The sequence below is a fragment of the Litorimonas sp. RW-G-Af-16 genome (genome assembly GCF_048319245.1).
Taxonomy (GTDB): domain Bacteria; phylum Pseudomonadota; class Alphaproteobacteria; order Caulobacterales; family Maricaulaceae; genus Litorimonas.
In genome coordinates this window covers 104,781-121,711 of record NZ_CP166993.1, presented here as the reverse complement: position 1 = coordinate 121,711, position 16,931 = coordinate 104,781, and the positions used below count along the sequence as shown (strand labels likewise).

Below are 16,931 nucleotides of genomic sequence, written 5' to 3'. Positions count from 1 at the left end.
TTGGAAATGGTCTAAAAACTTATCTAGCCCGCCCCAATCCTCCGCTTCGAAAAAAGCGCGTATCTGCGTTGAGGTTTACGCCGCAGGAGAAATGCTGCGCATCATTATGGACGATCAAGCCGCGCAGGTTTTGCACGGGAACAGCCGCGATAGCGTCTGCGAGAATTTGCATAGACCCAGCCCCGAGCGCATTGGCTTTGGAATGAAATTCAACAATGGCAACATCGTCTAAATTGTACCAGCTGGCATCCTCATTTTCGGCCTGGGGTGTTAATTCTTTGCGGCGATCATTAAACCGCATTGCACCGTCTGGCCGAATGATGGGCGACCAACCTCCTCCGAATTGGCGGATTTTTAAACCGTTATAGAATGAAGACCCTTGCGCTTGACGCAGATAGGCGGGGACCGAGCGTTGCTCCGACTCCAGACGATGAATTAAATAATCTACGCCAATCTCATCAATCAATTCAAATGGACCTTTGATCCAATTATACCCCATCTTCATCGCGTCATCGATCCCAAGTCCGTCATCACCGACTTCAGGGACGAGCGAGGCGGCGTAGGATAAAACATTTGACATCACCGCCCATGCATAATCACCGTATTTTGAGCGGTCTTTCAGAACATGTATGACGCCGTCTTTTTCAGCCTGTAATGCAATCGGAATCGAGAGGGTTTCGACAGGGGCATACTCACCCGTATTCAGGTCAATGACCTCCTTAGCGCCGTCATTCAGGCGGTAAAACCCTGCACCCGTTTTTCGCCCCCGCTGCCCATCCGCGATCATCCGTTCCATCAGCGGGAGCTTCGTCCCGACATCGTGAAACGCGTCACCTTTTGGTAGAATAGAGACAAGACTGCTCGCGACATCGCTCATTAAGTCAATGCCAATTAAATCATAAAGACCAAAGACACCCGTCTTGGGAATCCCCATGGGACGTCCAAAAATGGCGTCTGCTTCTTGGGGCGAGAGGCCCATATCATTGGCCGTGTGGAGCGCCGCTTGGATGGCGTAGCACCCGACTCTATTGCCCAAGAACCCTGGCGTATCGGCGCAACGGATGACGCCCTTGCCCAATTCTGCATCACAGAACGCGTGCAACACGTCCATCACGGCCGCATCTGTGTCTTCGCCCGCGACAAGCTCCAGCAAGGGCATAAAGCGGACGGGATTGAAGAAATGCGTGATTGCAAAGCGTTTGCGAAACGCGAGCGGCATATCTTCGACCAGAAATTTAATTGGAATTGTTGAAGTGTTGGACGAGATGATCGCGTCATCTCTGCAGACTTCATCTAATTTTTTATAGAGGTCTTTCTTGAGGTCAAGCCGTTCTAAAATAGCCTCTGCAACCCAGTCATATTCCGCGAGCTTTGCGAAATCATCATGCGTGTTGCCGACAGTGATCCGTTTTGCAACTTCGGGGCTGAGAATGCCCGGGTTGGCGGGATTAGAAATGCGGTCCAGCCCCTTTTGTGCGAGCGCGTTCACGTCCGCGCCTTTGCTTGGCAAATCAAGGAGCAAGACCTCGCACCCCGCATTGGCTGCTTGTCCCGCAATGCCGGCGCCCATCGTGCCGGCCCCAATGACTGCAACTTTTTTAATTTTCATGCGGCAGCTCTTTGATTTTCAACGGTTTCGATAAAGGCGCGAAGTGCGATGAGGGTTTCTTTTGGGGCTTCGAGAGGGAGCATATGGCCTGCACCCTGAATGATTGTTGGCGCGGCGCCGACCTCTTGCGCCAAAGCTTTCCCAGCTTTCAGGGGCGTCATTTTATCATCTGTCGCGAGGATAGTATGAACGGGACATTTAATTAATTTCGCAACCGCGTCCCCTCCCGTATAATCTGCGCAGGCTTGAAGGTCGGCGGCCAGCGGATTGCGGCTCATGATGGCACGGGAGATCGCAATGGGCTGCATGCCTGGGACTGAACTGGCGCCCATATGCGCCCTCGGGCCGAAGCCCCAATTACACATCATTTGCGCAGCTTTGTCAGAGCTGTTCTTCGCCGTATCGATCAGCGCTTGATTGACGGGAATGGCGGCAGCGGTCGCCACCGCACACATAGAGCGGCATTTTTGCGGCGCGGTTTTATAAAGCTCCAACCCGCTGAGAAAGCCTTGGCTGTGGCCGACAATGTGCGCGGACGTTACACCTGCGGCGTCAAGAAAGTCTGATACCCATGGCCCGCTTTCTTCGATCGATGTGAAGGCTTCGCCGCCAGATAAGCTGTGGCCCGGCAAGTCTGGCGCGAGGACAGAATAGCCGTGATAGGCAAACCAACGCGTTTGCAGCGCCCAAGTGCGGTGATCGCCGCCACTGCCGTGGAGAAACAAAACCGTGGGTAAATTCGGATCGAAGTCTTTGCCGCCTGTCGCGACATAGACGGGAGCGTTTTGAATGATAAGTTCCATTAAGTGGCTACCCGTTTTGCAGCTTTAATCCCTTTGGCGAAATCCGCTTGGATGTCTTTAATATCCTCAAGACCGACAGACACACGGATTAAGTCCTCAGAAATGCCAGCCGCCTCCATCGCGTCTTTGGTCAGGCGCGAATGGGTTGTGCTGCCAGGGTGGAGGACGAGCGTGCGGCTGTCGCCAACATTCGCCAAATGGCTGGCTAGCGTCACGGCATTTATAAAGGCTGCGCCGCCCTCTCGCCCGCCAACCACGCCGAAGCAGAGCATTGATCCTGCGCCTTTGGGGAACATTTCTTTGATATGGGGGTCATCGCGCATTTCGGGATGGCGCACCCAACTCACACCGTCTTGTTCTATTAGCCAGTCACGCAGGGCGGCCGTGTTCGCAGCATGTTGTTTCATGCGCAGCTCTAACGTCTCGACGCCCTGAAGGATCAAGAACGCATTATGGGGCGACATGGCCGCGCCAAGGTCGCGCATGGCTTCGGACCGAATTTTCATCACGAAAGCTGTTGGGCCAAATTCTTCCCAGAACTTCATCCCGTGAAACGGCGCATAGGGTTCGGTCAGATTGGGATGGCGCGGCGAACCGTCTTCGGTTTTGACGCCCCAATTAAAATTACCGCCATCAATGATAGCTCCACCAATCGCTGCGCCGTGGCCGCCAATCCATTTGGTTACAGAGTGAACAACAATATTCGCGCCATGTTCTAGCGGACGGTTAAGGGACGGCGTGGCGAAGGTCGCATCGACGACGACTGGCACACCCGCCTCATTCGCTATTTTTCCAATTTGTGGCAGGTTAGAGACTTCCATCCCAGGGTTAGAAATCGACTCGCAGAAGACAAGTTTGGTGTTCGGTTGGATGGCAGCTTTCAGAGCATCGGCATCATTGATCGGCACGAAGTCACACGTAATACCGAGACGTTTAAGCGTGTAGCGCAACGTCGTTGCGGTCGAGCCGTAAATCTGTTCTGAACTGACGATGTGATCCCCAGCAGAACACAGCGTTATGAATGTCGCAAATAATGCGGACATGCCAGAGGCCGTGCAAATCGCCCCCGCCCCGCCTTCGAGTGCGGCCAAGCGTTGCTCTAGCACGGCGACCGTGGGGTTTGAAATGCGCGAGTAAATATGTCCGCCTTGCTCGACATTAAATAGGCTCGACGCGCCCTGCACGCTGTCAAAGGCGTAGCTGGTTGTTTGGTAGATGGGGACTGCGCGAGAGCCGTGATCCGATTCGGGTGTGTAGCCTGTATGCAGCGCAATCGTGGCAGGTTTTAAATAGGAGGACTTGCTCATAACGCGTGTTTCTCTAAAGATTTAATCTCTGTTTTGGCGGGCAAGATGTCTTATGTAAAGCACATTAGGGTAAGTTATGACGCAAGATCACGACAAACATTCTGGCGGCTGTCATTGCGGCGCTGTGAGTTTTCACTTTCAGGCTCCGTCTGCGCAGACACTCCTGCTATGTAATTGCTCCATCTGCGAGATGGCGGGGTATCAGCATGTCAATATTTTGCAGAAAGACGTGCAAATTTCAGGGCAAGACAATCTTACCCTCTACACCTTTGGCTCCCATCAAGCGCAGCATTTATTTTGTAAGACGTGCGGGATTAAGCCGCTCTACATCCCGCGCTCTCACCCTGATCATTACAGTATTAATCTGCGCTGCGTCACGTCAGGAACAATCACGATTACTGACACAGTTCACTTTGACGGGCAGCATTGGGAAGCCAATGTCGCGAAGATTAAAGACCCCACATCATAGCCTACGCTTATCATGGCACTTTAATCGCGCTTATGCGGATTGTCGGCGGGCGAAAATGCGCTAGGGCTAGCGTATGAGTTATTCTGCGCTCCGCATTTTTAAAGAGGCGATCACGGGCCATAAAGGCTGGAAACCCGTATGGCGGAAGCCAGAGCCAAAGCCGCACTACGATATAATTATTATTGGCGGCGGCGGGCATGGTCTCGCAACTGCGCATTATCTGGCGAGCCAATTTGAGCAAAAGAGCATTGCCGTGCTGGAAAAAGGCTGGGTTGGCGGCGGCAATGTTGGGCGCAATACAACGATCATTCGCTCTAATTACGGCCTGCACGAAAATGAAGCCTTTTACGAATTCTCACTCAAGCTTTGGGAGGGGCTGGAGCAGGACGTGAATTACAATGCGATGGTCAGTCAACGCGGCGTCATGAACCTCTACCATAGTGACGCGCAGCGCGACGCCTATGTGCGGCGCGGCAATGCAATGATTATGCACGGCGCGGATGCTGTGCTGCTGGATCAAGACGGGGTGCGGAAAACCTATCCCTTTCTTAATTACGATAATGCCCGCTTCCCCATCCAAGGTGCGCTGTGGCAGCCGCGCGGCGGGACGGTACGCCACGACGCTGTCGCGTGGGGCTATGCCCATGCAGCAGATAAGCGCGGCGTTGACGTGATTGAAAACTGCGAAGTGACAGGCTTTGACATCGTCGATGGGCGATGCGTTGGCGTGCAAACAACACGCGGCAAAATTGGCGCAGGCAAAGTCGGCGTGGCCGTTGCCGGCAATAGCTCTCGCGTGATGGCAATGGCGAATATGCGCTTGCCCATGGAAAGCCACGTCCTGCAGGCCTTTGTATCCGAGGGACTAAAGCCCATCATTCCCGGCGTGTTGACCTATGGCGCCGGGCATTTTTACGTCAGTCAATCGGACAAAGGTGGGTTGGTTTTTGGCGGCGATATTGACGGCTATAACAGCTATGCACAGCGCGGGAATTTACCCGTGGTCGAAGACGTTTGCGAAGGCGGGATGAGCTTGATGCCGATGATTGGCAAAGCCCGTATGCTGCGCATGTGGGGCGGGATTATGGACATGTCGATGGACGGTAGCCCGATCATTGACCGCACGCATATTGATGGGCTCTATTTCAATGGCGGTTGGTGCTATGGCGGGTTTAAAGCGACCCCCGCCAGCGGATATTGCTTCGCGCATTTACTGGCGACGGACACGCCGCACGATACGGCCAAGCATTACCGTCTGGACCGCTTTGCGCGCGGCTTGATGATCGACGAAAAAGGACAGGGCGCGCAGCCCAATCTGCACTGATGATTATCAACCACCCTCTCCTCGGCCCGCGTGACGCCTCTGAATTTGTTTATCTCGGCGATGCGGCTTTGCTCGATCGACCCAACCCGAAATCAGAGACAGCAGCGGATGACTTCTACCGCTATCAATATCTGCGTGAGAACACGTCTGGCGACCTGCGAGAGCTGTGGTTTCATGAGCAAGGTGATCGCAGTTGGCTTGTCGTCACGCGCAATATATCGACGCATGAAATTACGAAGGTCGAGCTGGCCCGCGATGTTGCAAGGGCCAAGATATGAGCCTGATTGACACAACCCAATCAATTAATTTCACCTTTGACGGCAAAGCCTATCAAGGCTTTGAAGGCGACACGCTGGCCTCTGCCTTACTGCGCAATAAAGTGCGTGTTGTCGCACGGAGTTTCAAATATCACCGCCCACGCGGTATTTTTGGTGCAGGATCAGAGGAACCCAATGCGCTAGTCGAGATTCACGGCGGCGGTGCGGTCGAACCTAATCGTCGTGCGACCACAATTAAACTCTTTGAAGGCCTAGACGCCCGTTCGCAGAATTATATGGGCAGCGTTAATCGTGATTTCCTTGCTATCAATGATCTGCTTTCCCCCTTTTTGGCAGCAGGGTTTTACTACAAGACATTCATGTGGCCCAAAGCGTTTTGGGAAAAGTTATATGAACCCATTATTCGTCGTGCGGCGGGTCTAGGGTCGTTATCACACACGCATGACCCTGATCGCTATGACAAGGGTTTTTTGCACAGTGACATTCTCATTATCGGCGCAGGGCCAGCAGGATTATTTGCCGCGCTGAACGCTGGGCGCGCGGGCAAGCGTGTTATTCTTGCAGACGAAGATTTTCGCATGGGCGGGCGGTTGCTGTCTGACAAGAACGAGATTAACAGCGCATCTGGATTGGAGTGGTTGGAGACAACGCTCGCAGAATTGCGCACGCTGCCAAATGTTCGCCTCCTCCCCCGCACCACGATTTACGGTATGTATGATCACGGAATTTACGGTGGGTTAGAGACTAAAACGGATGAGATTGGCACAAAGTCGCCGCGTCAAATCCTTTGGCGCATTTACGCCGCGCACTCTATCCTCGCCGCAGGCGCCACAGAGCGGCCAATAGCGTTCGCTAATAATGACCGTCCGGGCATCATGCTCGCGAGCGCTCTGCGGACCTATCAAAATCGGTTCGGCATTAATTTCGACACTGCAGCGATTCTGGCCAATCACGACGAGGCGTTCACGACACATAACACTTACCAGATCGATATACGTAAAGGTCAGTGGGTCGTGGATACGAAGGGGCGGCATGGCCTGAAATCCATCAAATTAAATACAGGTGAAACACATCATATTCATCATCTTGGCCTATCGGGTGGTTGGAATCCGAATGTGCATCTGACCTGTCATAAGCGCGGCCAGCCCAGATGGAATGAAGCGCTTGCTTGCTTTGTGCCTGACGCCCAAAATCTCCCAAGTGATATGACTGTGATCGGCGCGGCGAATGGAAGTTTCTCTACACACGGCGCGTTCACTGACGCGCAAGCCGCGTGCCAGACGCTAGACATCAGCTGCGATACTGTGCCTGCTACTGAAGATGCACCCTTCACGATCAAGCCTTTTTATCATGTCAAAGGGAAGAACCGCGCCTGGGTGGATTTCCAAAATGACGTTACAGCCAAGGACATCACGCTCGCCCATCAGGAAGGGTTTAGTTCCGTTGAACATGTCAAACGCTACACGACTTTGGGCATGGCGACGGACCAAGGGAAAACATCTAATGTCGTCGGCCTTGCTGTCTTAGCCGAAGCAACGCACCAGACAATTCCGCAGACAGGCACGACTATTTTCCGCCCGCCTTATACGCCTATTCCGATCGGGGCGTTTGCAGGGGCGCATCGCGGACAGCATTTTAAACCCACACGCCTCACGCCTAGCCATCAATATGCAACAGAAAATGGCGCAACTTTTGTCGACACAGGCTACTGGAAACGCGCGCAATGGTTCGCTCGCAAAGGTGAGCAAGGTTGGCGGGATAGTGTGGACCGCGAAGTCTTGATGACGCGAAGTTCTGTTGGGATTTGCGATGTGACCACCTTGGGTAAGATCGATGTTCAAGGGCGCGATGCGGGCGAATTTCTCAACAAAGTTTACGCCAATACATTTAGCACGCTGGCCGTAGGTAAATGCCGTTACGGTTTGATGTTGCGCGAAGACGGTATTGCGATGGATGACGGAACGACCGCGCGTTTCTCTGACACGCATTACGTGATGACGACAACGACAGCGAAAGCCGGGCCCGTCTTTCGTCATCTGGAATTTGTGCGTCAATGCCTGACACCTGATCTGGATGTGCATTTAATTTCGACGACAGATCAATGGGCGCAATTTTCTGTCGCGGGGCCAAATGCGCGGAAGCTATTGCAAAAAATTGTCGATCCCAAGTTTGACATTTCCAATGATGCTTTCCCTTATATGGCCTGCGGTGAAGTTACTGTCTGCGGCGGGACACGGGCGCGGCTTTTCCGCCTCTCCTTCTCAGGTGAATTGGCTTACGAAATCTCAGTCCCTGCCCGCTACGGCGATGCACTCATCCGTGAGTTGATGGCTCAAGGCGAAGAGTTTGAGGCTATCATGTACGGCACCGAAGCCCTCGGCGTGATGCGGATTGAGAAAGGTCATGCGGCGGGTAACGAATTAAACGGTACAACAACGGCGCTCAATTTGGGGCTCGGCGGATTTGTGGCCAAGAAGAAAGATTGCATTGGCAAGGTCTTATCACAACGCACTGGGCTGCTTGGGGATGATGTCTATCACATGGTTGGATTTGTGGCGGAAGACGCAGCAGAGGCGCTTCATAACGGAGCCCATTTTGTCAATTCAGGCGAAGTCGCCACGCCCGATAATGACCAAGGGTATATGAGTTCTGTGGCTTGGTCGCCCATGTTGGAACGCTACATTGGACTAGGGTTTTTGAAGAATGGCAAAGCCCGTATGGGCGATACGCTGCACGCCAAAGATATGCTGCGGGGCCACGATGTCAAAGTCACAGTTGTCAGTCCGCACTTCTTTGATCCTGAAGGAGGCCGCCTCCGTGTCTAAATTAACAGCCAAGCCACCCTTATCGCATGTCTCGCAGAGCTGGGGCTCGACACAATTAGTCGAACACGGCAATGGAGAATTGATCTCGCTCGCCTGCCCGCTTGGGTCAGAAACGACATTTGCAACGCGATTTAAAAAACGCTTTAAAGCAACCCCGCCTGCCCCCAATGAATTAATTAATTGCGTGGGCGGTCGCGCTTTTTGGACAGGGCAAGGCCAATATATGATCTCCTTGGATGCGGACGATATTCTGGCAGATACACGCATGTCTGATCATTTTGGTGATCATGGTTACGCGACATTGCAGACAGATGGGTGGACGGCGCTGACCCTGACTAGCTCTCTTGCCTATAATATATTAGAGCGCTTCACCCCGCTTGACCTGCGCAGCGCGCCCGCCATGTTTGCCACGCGCAGCACAGCCCATCACATGGCTGTGATTGTGTTGAAGTTTAGCGACACCGAATTTCGGTTGCTCTCGCCAAGATCGTCAGCGCAATCTTTTTTAGACGCGCTGACGCATACGATTGAAAACACGCTTAGCTGATATTGCTATCCGGGAAACTGGCTTTGCGGTCTTCCATAAATTTAATTAGTTTCGCATCGATCTCTGGATCAAGCTCTGGCGCGACATAATTGTTGAGCATGTTCTTATAGACTGTTTCCGCTCTATCTTCGGCAGATAGCGACCCGTCTTCGACCCATTGCTCGAAAGAGTTATTGTCCGCCACAGTGGACCGGTAGAAGGCTGATTTGAAATTCTTCTGCGTATGTTCACAGCCGAGGAAATGCTTGCCCGGGCCAACGTCTGCAATGGCATCCATCGCTTGACCGTTTTCACTCATATCAACACCGTTGGCGAAGACTGCCATCATGCCCGCTTGATCGGCGTCCATGATGAATTTCTCATAGCCCATAGCCAGACCCCCTTCGAGCCAGCCAGCTGTGTGGAGCATGAAATTGACGCCTGCTAGTAATCCTGTTTGCAGCGAATTTGCGGCTTCATATCCCGCCTGCGCATCGGGCACTTTGGAGCCATTAAACCCGCCCGCCGAGCGGAACGGCACACCAAGACGTCGCGCCAAAGCCGCGCCCATATTGATAATCAGAGACGCTTCGGGTGTGCCAAAAGTCGGGGCGCCGGACTGCATCGACATCGACGTCACGAAGTTCCCATAAATCACGGGCGCGCCAGGACGAACAAGTTGCGCCAGCGCCATGCCGACCATGCCTTCGGCCAAGCTCTGCGCCGCCACTCCTGCCGCTGTCACGGGTGACATCGCGCCAGATACCACAAACGGGCTCGGCATCGCACACTGGCCTGCGCGCGCATAGTGTTTGAGCGCGCCGAGCATGACGCTGTCATAGGTCATCGGAGAGTTCGCATTGATCAGGTTCACCATGACGCATTTTTCGTTCACGAAATCTTCGCCAAAGGCGATCTTGGCCATATCGATGGAATCGAGCGCGCGCTCTGGCGCCGTCACAGAACCCATAAAGGCTTTGTCCGAATATTTCAGGTGTGCATAGACCATGTCGAAGTGACGCTTATTCACAGGCAGATCGACGGGCTCACAGACTGTGCCGCCGCTATGATGTAGCGAAGGCGACATATAGGCGAGCTTCACGAAATTTTGGAAGTCATTGATATTGGCGTAGCGGCGGCCTTCTTCTTTGGAGTAGACAAATGGCGGAGCCGTAGGCTGGCACTAGGACAGTCGCGTCGCCGCCGATCTGCACATTGTTGTCTGGATTACGCGCATATTGCGTGAAAATAGACGGCGCATTTTTTTGAATAATCTCGCGACACATACCGCGCGGAAAGCGCACACGTTCGCCGTCTGCGGTTGCGCCCGCGGCCACTAAATAGCCAATGCTTTCAGGGTCTTCCTTGATGTCGATCCCGACCTCTTCGAGGAGCGTATCCGCATTATGTTCGAGGATGGCCAGATCCGCATCCCCCAGCACGGAATAGGTCGGAATCTTGCGCGTAATATAAGGTTTACGCTTTGGGACTTCCGCTGCGTTGGCGGCGGCTCTGGCGGCGCGGCCGCCGCGTCTTGCTTCTCTAGCCATTTCAATTCCCCTTAATGAGTGACACTGGCTTTGTTCCTAAAGCCCGTGATTTGGAACATAATTTTTTGTTATTGAGCGCGCAGACATCATCCCCCGCGCCGACGATTGCGCCGACGATTTGGATCGCCAACAGATGCAGGTGCGTGGGGAATTTCATCGACCCTACAAAGTAATCTTGGAATTTTGGCTCCAGCGCTGTTTCAATTTTTTCAACTTCTTCCGTGGCCGCAATGATCTTGGCTTTCTCGTCCACATTTAACAGCGCCATCGCTGCGCCCGTGCCGGCGGCATTTCCGATAGAGCGGATTTTATCTGCGCCCGCATGCGGCACAATATGAATATCAGCGACATATTTACTGTCCAAATGCGTGCCAAATGCGCCCGCGAGCAGCACTTCATCAAATTCTGTGCAGCCAAGTTTTTCTGCCAGCAATTCTGCCCCAGCATAGAGCGCGGCCTTGGCGAGTTGAACGGAGCGCACATCGGTTTGCTTGACGATGATGGGATTTCCGGGCTGATCTAGCAGAAGATATTGCCAGACATTATTTACCTGCTCGAATCGATGCGGGGCGGCGGCGGGAATGAATAATCCGCCTTGATCAATTAAGCCAGCGGCCGCGAGTTCCACCATGACTTCGAAAATGCCAGAGCCGCAAATACCAGTTATCTTGTGGTCGCCCAAATCACCTTCATCTGATAGCCAATCGTCATGGCCGATGATTTTAACTTTGCCATTTTTGGTAACAGGATCAATTCGCACACGTTCGATCGCCCCGAGTGACGCGCGAACGCCTGAGCTGATCTCTGCACCTTCGAGCGCTGGCCCTGTTGGGGAGGACGCAGCCGCGATTTTGCCGTTATGGGACAGTATGATTTCTGCATTGGTCCCAATGTCTACCAGCAGCACGGAGCGGTCGCGCATGATGTCAACTTGCGTAAGATAAGCGGCCGTCGTATCGGCCCCAACATGCCCCCCGATCAGTGGGAAGAGCGAGACGCGCGCTTTGTCAGACAAACCAAATTCCATATAGCTGGCCGGAACATCGACCCAGTTTTTGACGGTCAATGTAAACGGGGCCACGCCCAAGGGCGTTGGATCAATGCCGAGCAAGAGGTGATGCATGATCGGATTTCCGACGCAAATTACTTCGAGCAGTTGATCCTCAGACAGCGCCAATTCGTCTATCGCCGCCGCCAGCATAGACGCGATCTGTTTGCGGATTTCAGCGGTCAGCTTCACCTCTCCGCCCTTGTTCATCATAACGTATGAAACGCGGCTCATCAGGTCTTCGCCGTAACGAATTTGCGGGTTCATCGCCGCTTTTTCGAATACGAGTAGACCCGTTTGAAGGTTATAAACATACATGGCGACAGACGTGGAGCCGACATCAATCGCCGCACCGTAGGTCTGCTTTTCAGATGGCGGCCAAATGTCGATAACCTCGGCCCCGTCGCGCACAACACAAATGAGAGTGCGATCATTTTGATTGAGAAGCGGCTGCAGCTTTTGAAATAATGTATGAGAAAACGTGGCGGTCACGCCGAGGTCAGCCAGCTCTTTAATCAGGGCTTCGGTGTCAGACGGATTATCTTCTAAGGTCGGTTCTGGCAGCTTCACCATATGCAGTTGGATCGCGGGATTTAACTCCGTCTCGAAATGCGTGCTTTTCTTTTGGATCGAAGTTTCGCGCTCGCGAGAATCGCTTGGCACTTCGACAACTAGGTCACCGCGAATTTTGGCGCGGCAGGCCAAACGGCGCGTGTCCGACAACTCGCCGTCATGGCGTGCTTTCTTTTCTGTGGGTGACAGTTTCGGGATTTGGTCTTCGCCGACGGATAGTTTGAACTTTGCAAATTCCCCAGGTTCAACTTCGACTTGGCAGCGTTTGCAGAGGCCTTTGCCGCCACAGATCGATTGCATGTCGACACCCGCCCGCAAGGCGACATCATAGACAGTCTCGCCTGCTTCTCCGCGTGTTTGCTGCCCGCTAGGTGTGAATATAATTGTGTGTGTGGTCATGACGCAGGTTTTAACGTGTTCCGTTGGGCGGGAAAGCGGCAAATTGCGGCAGGCCGTCGGTAATCTCGTAGTAATCGCCTTTTTCAGCCACAAAAATATGGCCTTTGACCTCTAGCCCGTTTGTATCTGCAAAGCTGCCCGCCAAAATGCTGATCGTCGGGCGCGCAGCCTCGTTCCAGAACATATAGCTGCCGCACGCTGCGCAATGGCCCGATGTCGACTTCTCTGAAATCGGGAGCCAGTTGACGTCGCCCTTGATCGTGATGTCTTCACGCTTAGCCCCCGCCGCAGCAATATATAGCCCCGTCAGGTGTTGGCATTGCTTGCAATGACAATACCAAATATCTGACACGTCTTTGGCCGAGAAACTGACGGCGCCGCAATAGCAATGCCCGTGATATATTTTGGACTCTGTCGCCATTAGCCTCGACGACGCCCGCCGCCGCGACGTCCGCGTTCCCCAGCAGCTGGCGCTGGGCGATAATGTTTGATCCAGTTGCTACAATCTGGATCGACGCCGTTGAGAATGTCGGCAGCGCGGACGGCTGGCACAAGGCCGTCATCCAACACATTGACAATCGCAGACGTCATGCCTGCACAGGCGAGCATCGGCAAAAATGCGTTGTTGATTGTATGACGATTGGGCAGGCCGAAGGCCACGTTGGACGCCCCGCAAGTCGTGTTCACGCCCAATTCATTGCGCAGACGATTGAGCAATTTAAACACATCTGTACCAGCGGAATTAACAGCGCCAATCGGCATGACCAGCGGATCAACAACGACGTCTTCGGGCTTGATCCCGTAATCTGACGCGCGGTTGACAATGCGTTTGGCCACCTCAAAGCGCACATCTGGATCTTGTGAAATGCCGGTATCATCGTTGGAAATTGCCACAACGGCGCAATCATATTTTGCCACGAGCGGCAGAATCCGCTCCATGACTTCTTCTTCGGCCGTCGTGGAGTTTAGCAGCGGGCGGCCCTTATAGACTTTCAAGCCCGCTTCCAATGCGTCCATAACCGAGCTGTCAATACAGAGCGGCACGTCTGTCAGGCTTTGGATCAATGGGATCACTTCCGACATGATGAGAGGTTCATCCGCGAGCGGCACACCGACATTCACGTCCAGCACTTGCGCGCCAGCTTCGACTTGTGCCAGGGCTTCTTTTTTCACGCGCCAGTAATTTTGCTCTTTGAGTTCCTTTGAAAAGAGCTTGCGACCCGTCGGGTTGATCCGCTCTCCGATCATGGTGAAAGCATCATCAAAACCGATGACGTGTTCTTTGGTGGCAGAAGCGAGAATAGTGCGGGCCATGTGATAGTCCTATTGTTGTGAAAATGATTTAATTAATTATGTGTCGATCAATTCAGGTGACCAGGGTTTGCGGTCGCCCAAAACGCCAGAGCGTTTAACGACATCTCCGACCCATTTTTCTTGGCGGTAGGCCATGACGTGAACGCCCGCAATGCCGTCAATCTCTTTCATCTCTTGCATCAACTCGACGCAGATATTGCGACCCTCGCGAAGCGGTTTATCCGCACCTTCGAGGCGGTTGATGATATAATCCGGGATGTGCACGCCTGGCACATTTTCGCGCATCCACCGCGCCGTCTTCGCAGACGGTAAAACACCTACGCCGATCAATAAATAAGCCTGTTCCGTTAGGCCCATATCAACGGCGCGCTTCATGAAGTCCCGCAAGATGTCCATATCAAAACAATATTGCGATTGGATATATTCTGCCCCCGCCTTAATCTTCTTGGAAAGTTGGTCGACACGGTTTTCAACAGGTGGAACAAAAGGATTAATGGAGGAGCCAATAAATAATTTTGGCGCGAGGTCGAGTTTACGGCCTGATAGAAACCGCGATTCATCGCGCAGCACGCGCAGCGTCCGCGTCAAGGAAATACTATCAAGATCAAAGACGGGCTTGGCTTCGGGATGATCGCCAGAACCGACGTCGTCGCCTGATAAACAGAGCGCATTACAGACGCCCAGCGCGGCCGCGCCCAAGGTATCACCTTGGATGGCAATACGGTTTCGGTCGCGGCAGGAAATTTGCAAAATCGGAGAATAACCCGCCCGCGTCAGGATCGCGCAAACGGCGAGGCTGCTCATATGACAATGCGCGCCAGAGCCGTCTGTGGCATTGATCGCATCGACATAACCGTCAAACAGAGAGGCGCGCCTCAAGACTTCGTCGGGATCCGCAGAATCTGGCGGTGCGATTTCCGTTGTGACAGCGAAATGCCCCGCCCGCAGCACTTGCTCAAACCGCCCGTGGCTCACATGGCCTTCGAGCATTGGCAGAGGGTCGCCTGGGTTCGTGCCGAGAACTTTAGGATTTTGCTCTAACCCTTCGATCAGAGATATATCAACCTCGGCTGGGTCGTTGAGATTTAGCTCGTCCGTCATGAGTTCATTCCGTCATGCACATCTGGCGTGATCGAGGCTTTGCCCTCACGCGCGAGTTTCAACCAACTTGATTTGCCTTTATCGCGGTAGTCGACCGCAAACTCGATTTCTTTGATAGCTTCACTATTTTTCATGCGCTCTGCACCGTCCCACGCATTGACCCAGACGCAGCGCATTTCAGGCTTTACCTCGCACATACCGTTAGCCCGCACACCGCCGCATGGGCCGTTTCGGATTGTCTTGGGGCAGTTCATGGGACAGCTCATACCTGTTTTGGACAAGGCACAATTCCCGCACATTTGGCAATCAAACAGAAACCCTTTCAGGCCAGCCTCTGCTGCTGTAATCGGTTTATCAAGCTTCGTCCCGAAGACTTTGGTGATGCCGCGCAGCACAAACAAAATCGTGGGATTCACGGCATTATAAAGCCCCTCCATAAAGCGGGAATGGCGAACGGACCAGTGACGCATTCTATACATGGGCGGCTTCCTTTTGAGGGATACTGCGGACCATACCTTGCAATGCTCCGTAGCCAACATCGCGCTGTTCAAACGCAAGACCAAGCCTGACGGCCGCCGCTTCAGCTTGCTTCACGAGGTCAGCATCAGGGGCTTGGGAGATATAAACGAGGCGTTTATAATGCTTGAAATAATCATCTCGCAGATTGGGAAAACGGTCGAGCCCCATACCTTTGATAATCAATGTTTCAAAGTGCCGAACGAGGTAATCGGTCAGGAAGAAACTGCCCAACTCCTCTTCCATCATCGCGTCAAATTCGGGGAGGCCTGCGTAAAAGGCGTAGCAATGTGCGCCCGGCAACCGCTCTGCCTTGGGATAATCTGCGAGCAAACGATCCAGACCGCCGCCCGTCCCGCAATCCCCATATCCTATGATCACCCGATCATAGTCACCGGCGCGCGCGTCGAGTAGCTTGCGTAATTCTGGTACAATTTTGTCTGGTGTGTTGTGATACCCCGCTGGCAAACACTGCAAATCAAAGATCGCACCCCGAAGAGTTTGAAGCCGCACAATTTCCTTAGCCAGCGCGCCGCAGGCCAGAACAAGTGTTTTATGTGCGGCTGTCTCCATAAAATCCTAGCGGTTTTTACCCATGATAGCTTTGGCGAGCTCTGCGCTCATCGCGGCATCGCGGCCATAGGTGTGGGCGTTGATTGCGTCAGCAAATTCTTGGTTCAGCGGCGCACCGCCGACCATAACAGGTAGCTCTTTGAGGATACCGCGCTTGTCCAATTCTTCAATCACAACACCCATATATGGCATGGTCGTGGTCAGCAGAGCGGACATGCCCAAAATGCTCGGATTGTGCTTATCAATCGCTTCGAGATATTCCTCGACAGGCGTATTGATACCGAGGTCAATGACTTCAAAGCCCGCACCTTCGAGCATCATGCCGACTAGATTTTTACCGATGTCGTGAATATCGCCTTTTACTGTGCCGATGACATAAGTGCCGAGGCTGGAATTATTATCAGACACGGCAAGGATCGGGCGCAGCAATTCCATGCCGCCCTTCATCGAATTTGCGCTTTGCAGAACTTCTGGCACAAACAAGATACCGTCACGGAAATCCTCGCCCACAATCCGCATCCCTTCGACAAGCGCGTCGTTGAGAACCATATTGGCGTCCCAGCCACGTTCCAGCAGGATTTGGGTTCCCTCTGTCACTTCGGGGATCATCCCGTCATAGAGATCATCCATCATTTGCTGGACAAGTTCAGTGTCGTCCAAATCCCGTAGGATGATTTCTGTGTCTTGATCACTCATCTGAGGCTCCATAAATCATA

Annotated in this window: 15 protein-coding genes and 1 pseudogene; 5 read left to right on the top strand and 11 right to left on the bottom strand. The window is 53.3% G+C overall.

What is annotated here, in order from left to right:
* Positions 1 to 19: 19 nt before the first annotated feature.
* Genes AB8615_RS00525 through AB8615_RS00515 form a run of 3 tightly spaced genes read right to left on the bottom strand, consistent with a single transcriptional unit; the run spans position 20 to position 3,719 of the window.
* Positions 20 to 1,609, bottom strand: a complete 1,590-nt coding sequence (locus AB8615_RS00525) for a 3-hydroxyacyl-CoA dehydrogenase family protein (protein ID WP_418152494.1) — start codon at positions 1,607 to 1,609, stop codon at positions 20 to 22.
* Positions 1,606 to 2,412: an alpha/beta fold hydrolase gene (locus tag AB8615_RS00520; protein ID WP_409433004.1), complete on the bottom strand. Its 807-nt coding sequence runs from the start codon at positions 2,410 to 2,412 to the stop codon at positions 1,606 to 1,608. The genes AB8615_RS00525 and AB8615_RS00520 overlap by 4 nt, the downstream gene beginning before the upstream one ends.
* Complete coding sequence (locus tag AB8615_RS00515) at positions 2,412 to 3,719, bottom strand: O-acetylhomoserine aminocarboxypropyltransferase/cysteine synthase family protein (protein WP_409433003.1); 1,308 nt, start codon at positions 3,717 to 3,719, stop codon at positions 2,412 to 2,414. Before AB8615_RS00515 ends, AB8615_RS00520 begins: the two co-directional genes overlap by 1 nt.
* A 76-nt stretch (positions 3,720 to 3,795) precedes the next feature.
* Between AB8615_RS00515 and AB8615_RS00510 the strand changes: the two genes are divergently transcribed.
* The 5 genes from AB8615_RS00510 to AB8615_RS00490 all read left to right on the top strand — a co-directional run bounded on the left by AB8615_RS00510 (position 3,796) and on the right by AB8615_RS00490 (position 9,162).
* Positions 3,796 to 4,188 (top strand): GFA family protein, encoded by a 393-nt coding sequence (locus AB8615_RS00510; protein WP_409433002.1) that lies wholly within the window; start codon positions 3,796 to 3,798, stop codon positions 4,186 to 4,188.
* Between the two features lie 73 nt (positions 4,189 to 4,261).
* The gene (locus AB8615_RS00505; RefSeq protein ID WP_409433001.1) at positions 4,262 to 5,512 is read left to right on the top strand and encodes a sarcosine oxidase subunit beta family protein; all 1,251 of its coding nucleotides are present in this window, start codon (positions 4,262 to 4,264) and stop codon (positions 5,510 to 5,512) included.
* Positions 5,512 to 5,790 (top strand): sarcosine oxidase subunit delta, encoded by a 279-nt coding sequence (locus AB8615_RS00500; RefSeq protein WP_409433000.1) that lies wholly within the window; start codon positions 5,512 to 5,514, stop codon positions 5,788 to 5,790. The genes AB8615_RS00505 and AB8615_RS00500 overlap by 1 nt, the downstream gene beginning before the upstream one ends.
* A complete protein-coding gene (locus tag AB8615_RS00495; protein ID WP_418152493.1) occupies positions 5,787 to 8,615 on the top strand; it encodes a 2Fe-2S iron-sulfur cluster-binding protein in 2,829 nt (942 codons plus the stop codon). The genes AB8615_RS00500 and AB8615_RS00495 overlap by 4 nt, the downstream gene beginning before the upstream one ends.
* A complete protein-coding gene (locus AB8615_RS00490) occupies positions 8,608 to 9,162 on the top strand; it encodes a sarcosine oxidase subunit gamma (RefSeq protein WP_409432998.1) in 555 nt (184 codons plus the stop codon). Before AB8615_RS00495 ends, AB8615_RS00490 begins: the two co-directional genes overlap by 8 nt.
* Here the strand turns inward: AB8615_RS00490 and AB8615_RS00485 are convergent.
* The 8 genes and pseudogenes from AB8615_RS00485 to AB8615_RS00450 form a co-directional block, all read right to left on the bottom strand.
* A pseudogene (locus tag AB8615_RS00485) lies at positions 9,155 to 10,691 on the bottom strand (trimethylamine methyltransferase family protein). The gene AB8615_RS00490 and the pseudogene AB8615_RS00485 overlap by 8 nt on opposite strands.
* A gap of 1 nt (position 10,692) precedes the next feature.
* A complete protein-coding gene (locus AB8615_RS00480) occupies positions 10,693 to 12,711 on the bottom strand; it encodes an ASKHA domain-containing protein (RefSeq protein ID WP_418152492.1) in 2,019 nt (672 codons plus the stop codon).
* Positions 12,712 to 12,721: 10 nt separating this feature from the next.
* Positions 12,722 to 13,132 carry a GFA family protein gene (locus AB8615_RS00475; protein ID WP_409432995.1) on the bottom strand — a complete coding sequence of 137 codons (411 nt, stop codon included), beginning with the start codon at positions 13,130 to 13,132 and terminating at the stop codon, positions 12,722 to 12,724.
* On the bottom strand, positions 13,132 to 14,025 hold the full coding sequence (locus AB8615_RS00470; protein WP_409432994.1) for a dihydropteroate synthase: 894 nt from the start codon (positions 14,023 to 14,025) through the stop codon (positions 13,132 to 13,134). Before AB8615_RS00470 ends, AB8615_RS00475 begins: the two co-directional genes overlap by 1 nt.
* A gap of 36 nt (positions 14,026 to 14,061) precedes the next feature.
* Complete coding sequence (locus AB8615_RS00465; protein WP_409432993.1) at positions 14,062 to 15,126, bottom strand: methylenetetrahydrofolate reductase; 1,065 nt, start codon at positions 15,124 to 15,126, stop codon at positions 14,062 to 14,064.
* A complete protein-coding gene (locus tag AB8615_RS00460) occupies positions 15,123 to 15,605 on the bottom strand; it encodes a methylenetetrahydrofolate reductase C-terminal domain-containing protein (protein ID WP_409432992.1) in 483 nt (160 codons plus the stop codon). The genes AB8615_RS00465 and AB8615_RS00460 overlap by 4 nt, the downstream gene beginning before the upstream one ends.
* Positions 15,598 to 16,215: a DUF1638 domain-containing protein gene (locus AB8615_RS00455; protein WP_409432991.1), complete on the bottom strand. Its 618-nt coding sequence runs from the start codon at positions 16,213 to 16,215 to the stop codon at positions 15,598 to 15,600. Before AB8615_RS00455 ends, AB8615_RS00460 begins: the two co-directional genes overlap by 8 nt.
* A gap of 6 nt (positions 16,216 to 16,221) precedes the next feature.
* Complete coding sequence (locus AB8615_RS00450; RefSeq protein WP_409432990.1) at positions 16,222 to 16,911, bottom strand: corrinoid protein; 690 nt, start codon at positions 16,909 to 16,911, stop codon at positions 16,222 to 16,224.
* Positions 16,912 to 16,931 lie beyond the last annotated feature (20 nt).

Coding starts and splice junctions, on each gene's coding strand:
- AB8615_RS00505 (WP_409433001.1), top strand. CDS start 4,262: ATGAGTTATTCTGCGCTCCGCATTTTTAAAGAGGCGATCACGGGCCAT.
- AB8615_RS00495 (WP_418152493.1), top strand. CDS start 5,787: ATGAGCCTGATTGACACAACCCAATCAATTAATTTCACCTTTGACGGC.
- AB8615_RS00515 (WP_409433003.1), bottom strand. CDS start 3,719: ATGAGCAAGTCCTCCTATTTAAAACCTGCCACGATTGCGCTGCATACA.
- AB8615_RS00450 (WP_409432990.1), bottom strand. CDS start 16,911: ATGAGTGATCAAGACACAGAAATCATCCTACGGGATTTGGACGACACT.
- AB8615_RS00475 (WP_409432995.1), bottom strand. CDS start 13,132: ATGGCGACAGAGTCCAAAATATATCACGGGCATTGCTATTGCGGCGCC.
- AB8615_RS00480 (WP_418152492.1), bottom strand. CDS start 12,711: ATGACCACACACACAATTATATTCACACCTAGCGGGCAGCAAACACGC.
- AB8615_RS00510 (WP_409433002.1), top strand. CDS start 3,796: ATGACGCAAGATCACGACAAACATTCTGGCGGCTGTCATTGCGGCGCT.
- AB8615_RS00500 (WP_409433000.1), top strand. CDS start 5,512: ATGATTATCAACCACCCTCTCCTCGGCCCGCGTGACGCCTCTGAATTT.
- AB8615_RS00525 (WP_418152494.1), bottom strand. CDS start 1,609: ATGAAAATTAAAAAAGTTGCAGTCATTGGGGCCGGCACGATGGGCGCC.
- AB8615_RS00470 (WP_409432994.1), bottom strand. CDS start 14,025: ATGGCCCGCACTATTCTCGCTTCTGCCACCAAAGAACACGTCATCGGT.
- AB8615_RS00460 (WP_409432992.1), bottom strand. CDS start 15,605: ATGTATAGAATGCGTCACTGGTCCGTTCGCCATTCCCGCTTTATGGAG.
- AB8615_RS00455 (WP_409432991.1), bottom strand. CDS start 16,215: ATGGAGACAGCCGCACATAAAACACTTGTTCTGGCCTGCGGCGCGCTG.
- AB8615_RS00520 (WP_409433004.1), bottom strand. CDS start 2,412: ATGGAACTTATCATTCAAAACGCTCCCGTCTATGTCGCGACAGGCGGC.
- AB8615_RS00465 (WP_409432993.1), bottom strand. CDS start 15,126: ATGACGGACGAGCTAAATCTCAACGACCCAGCCGAGGTTGATATATCT.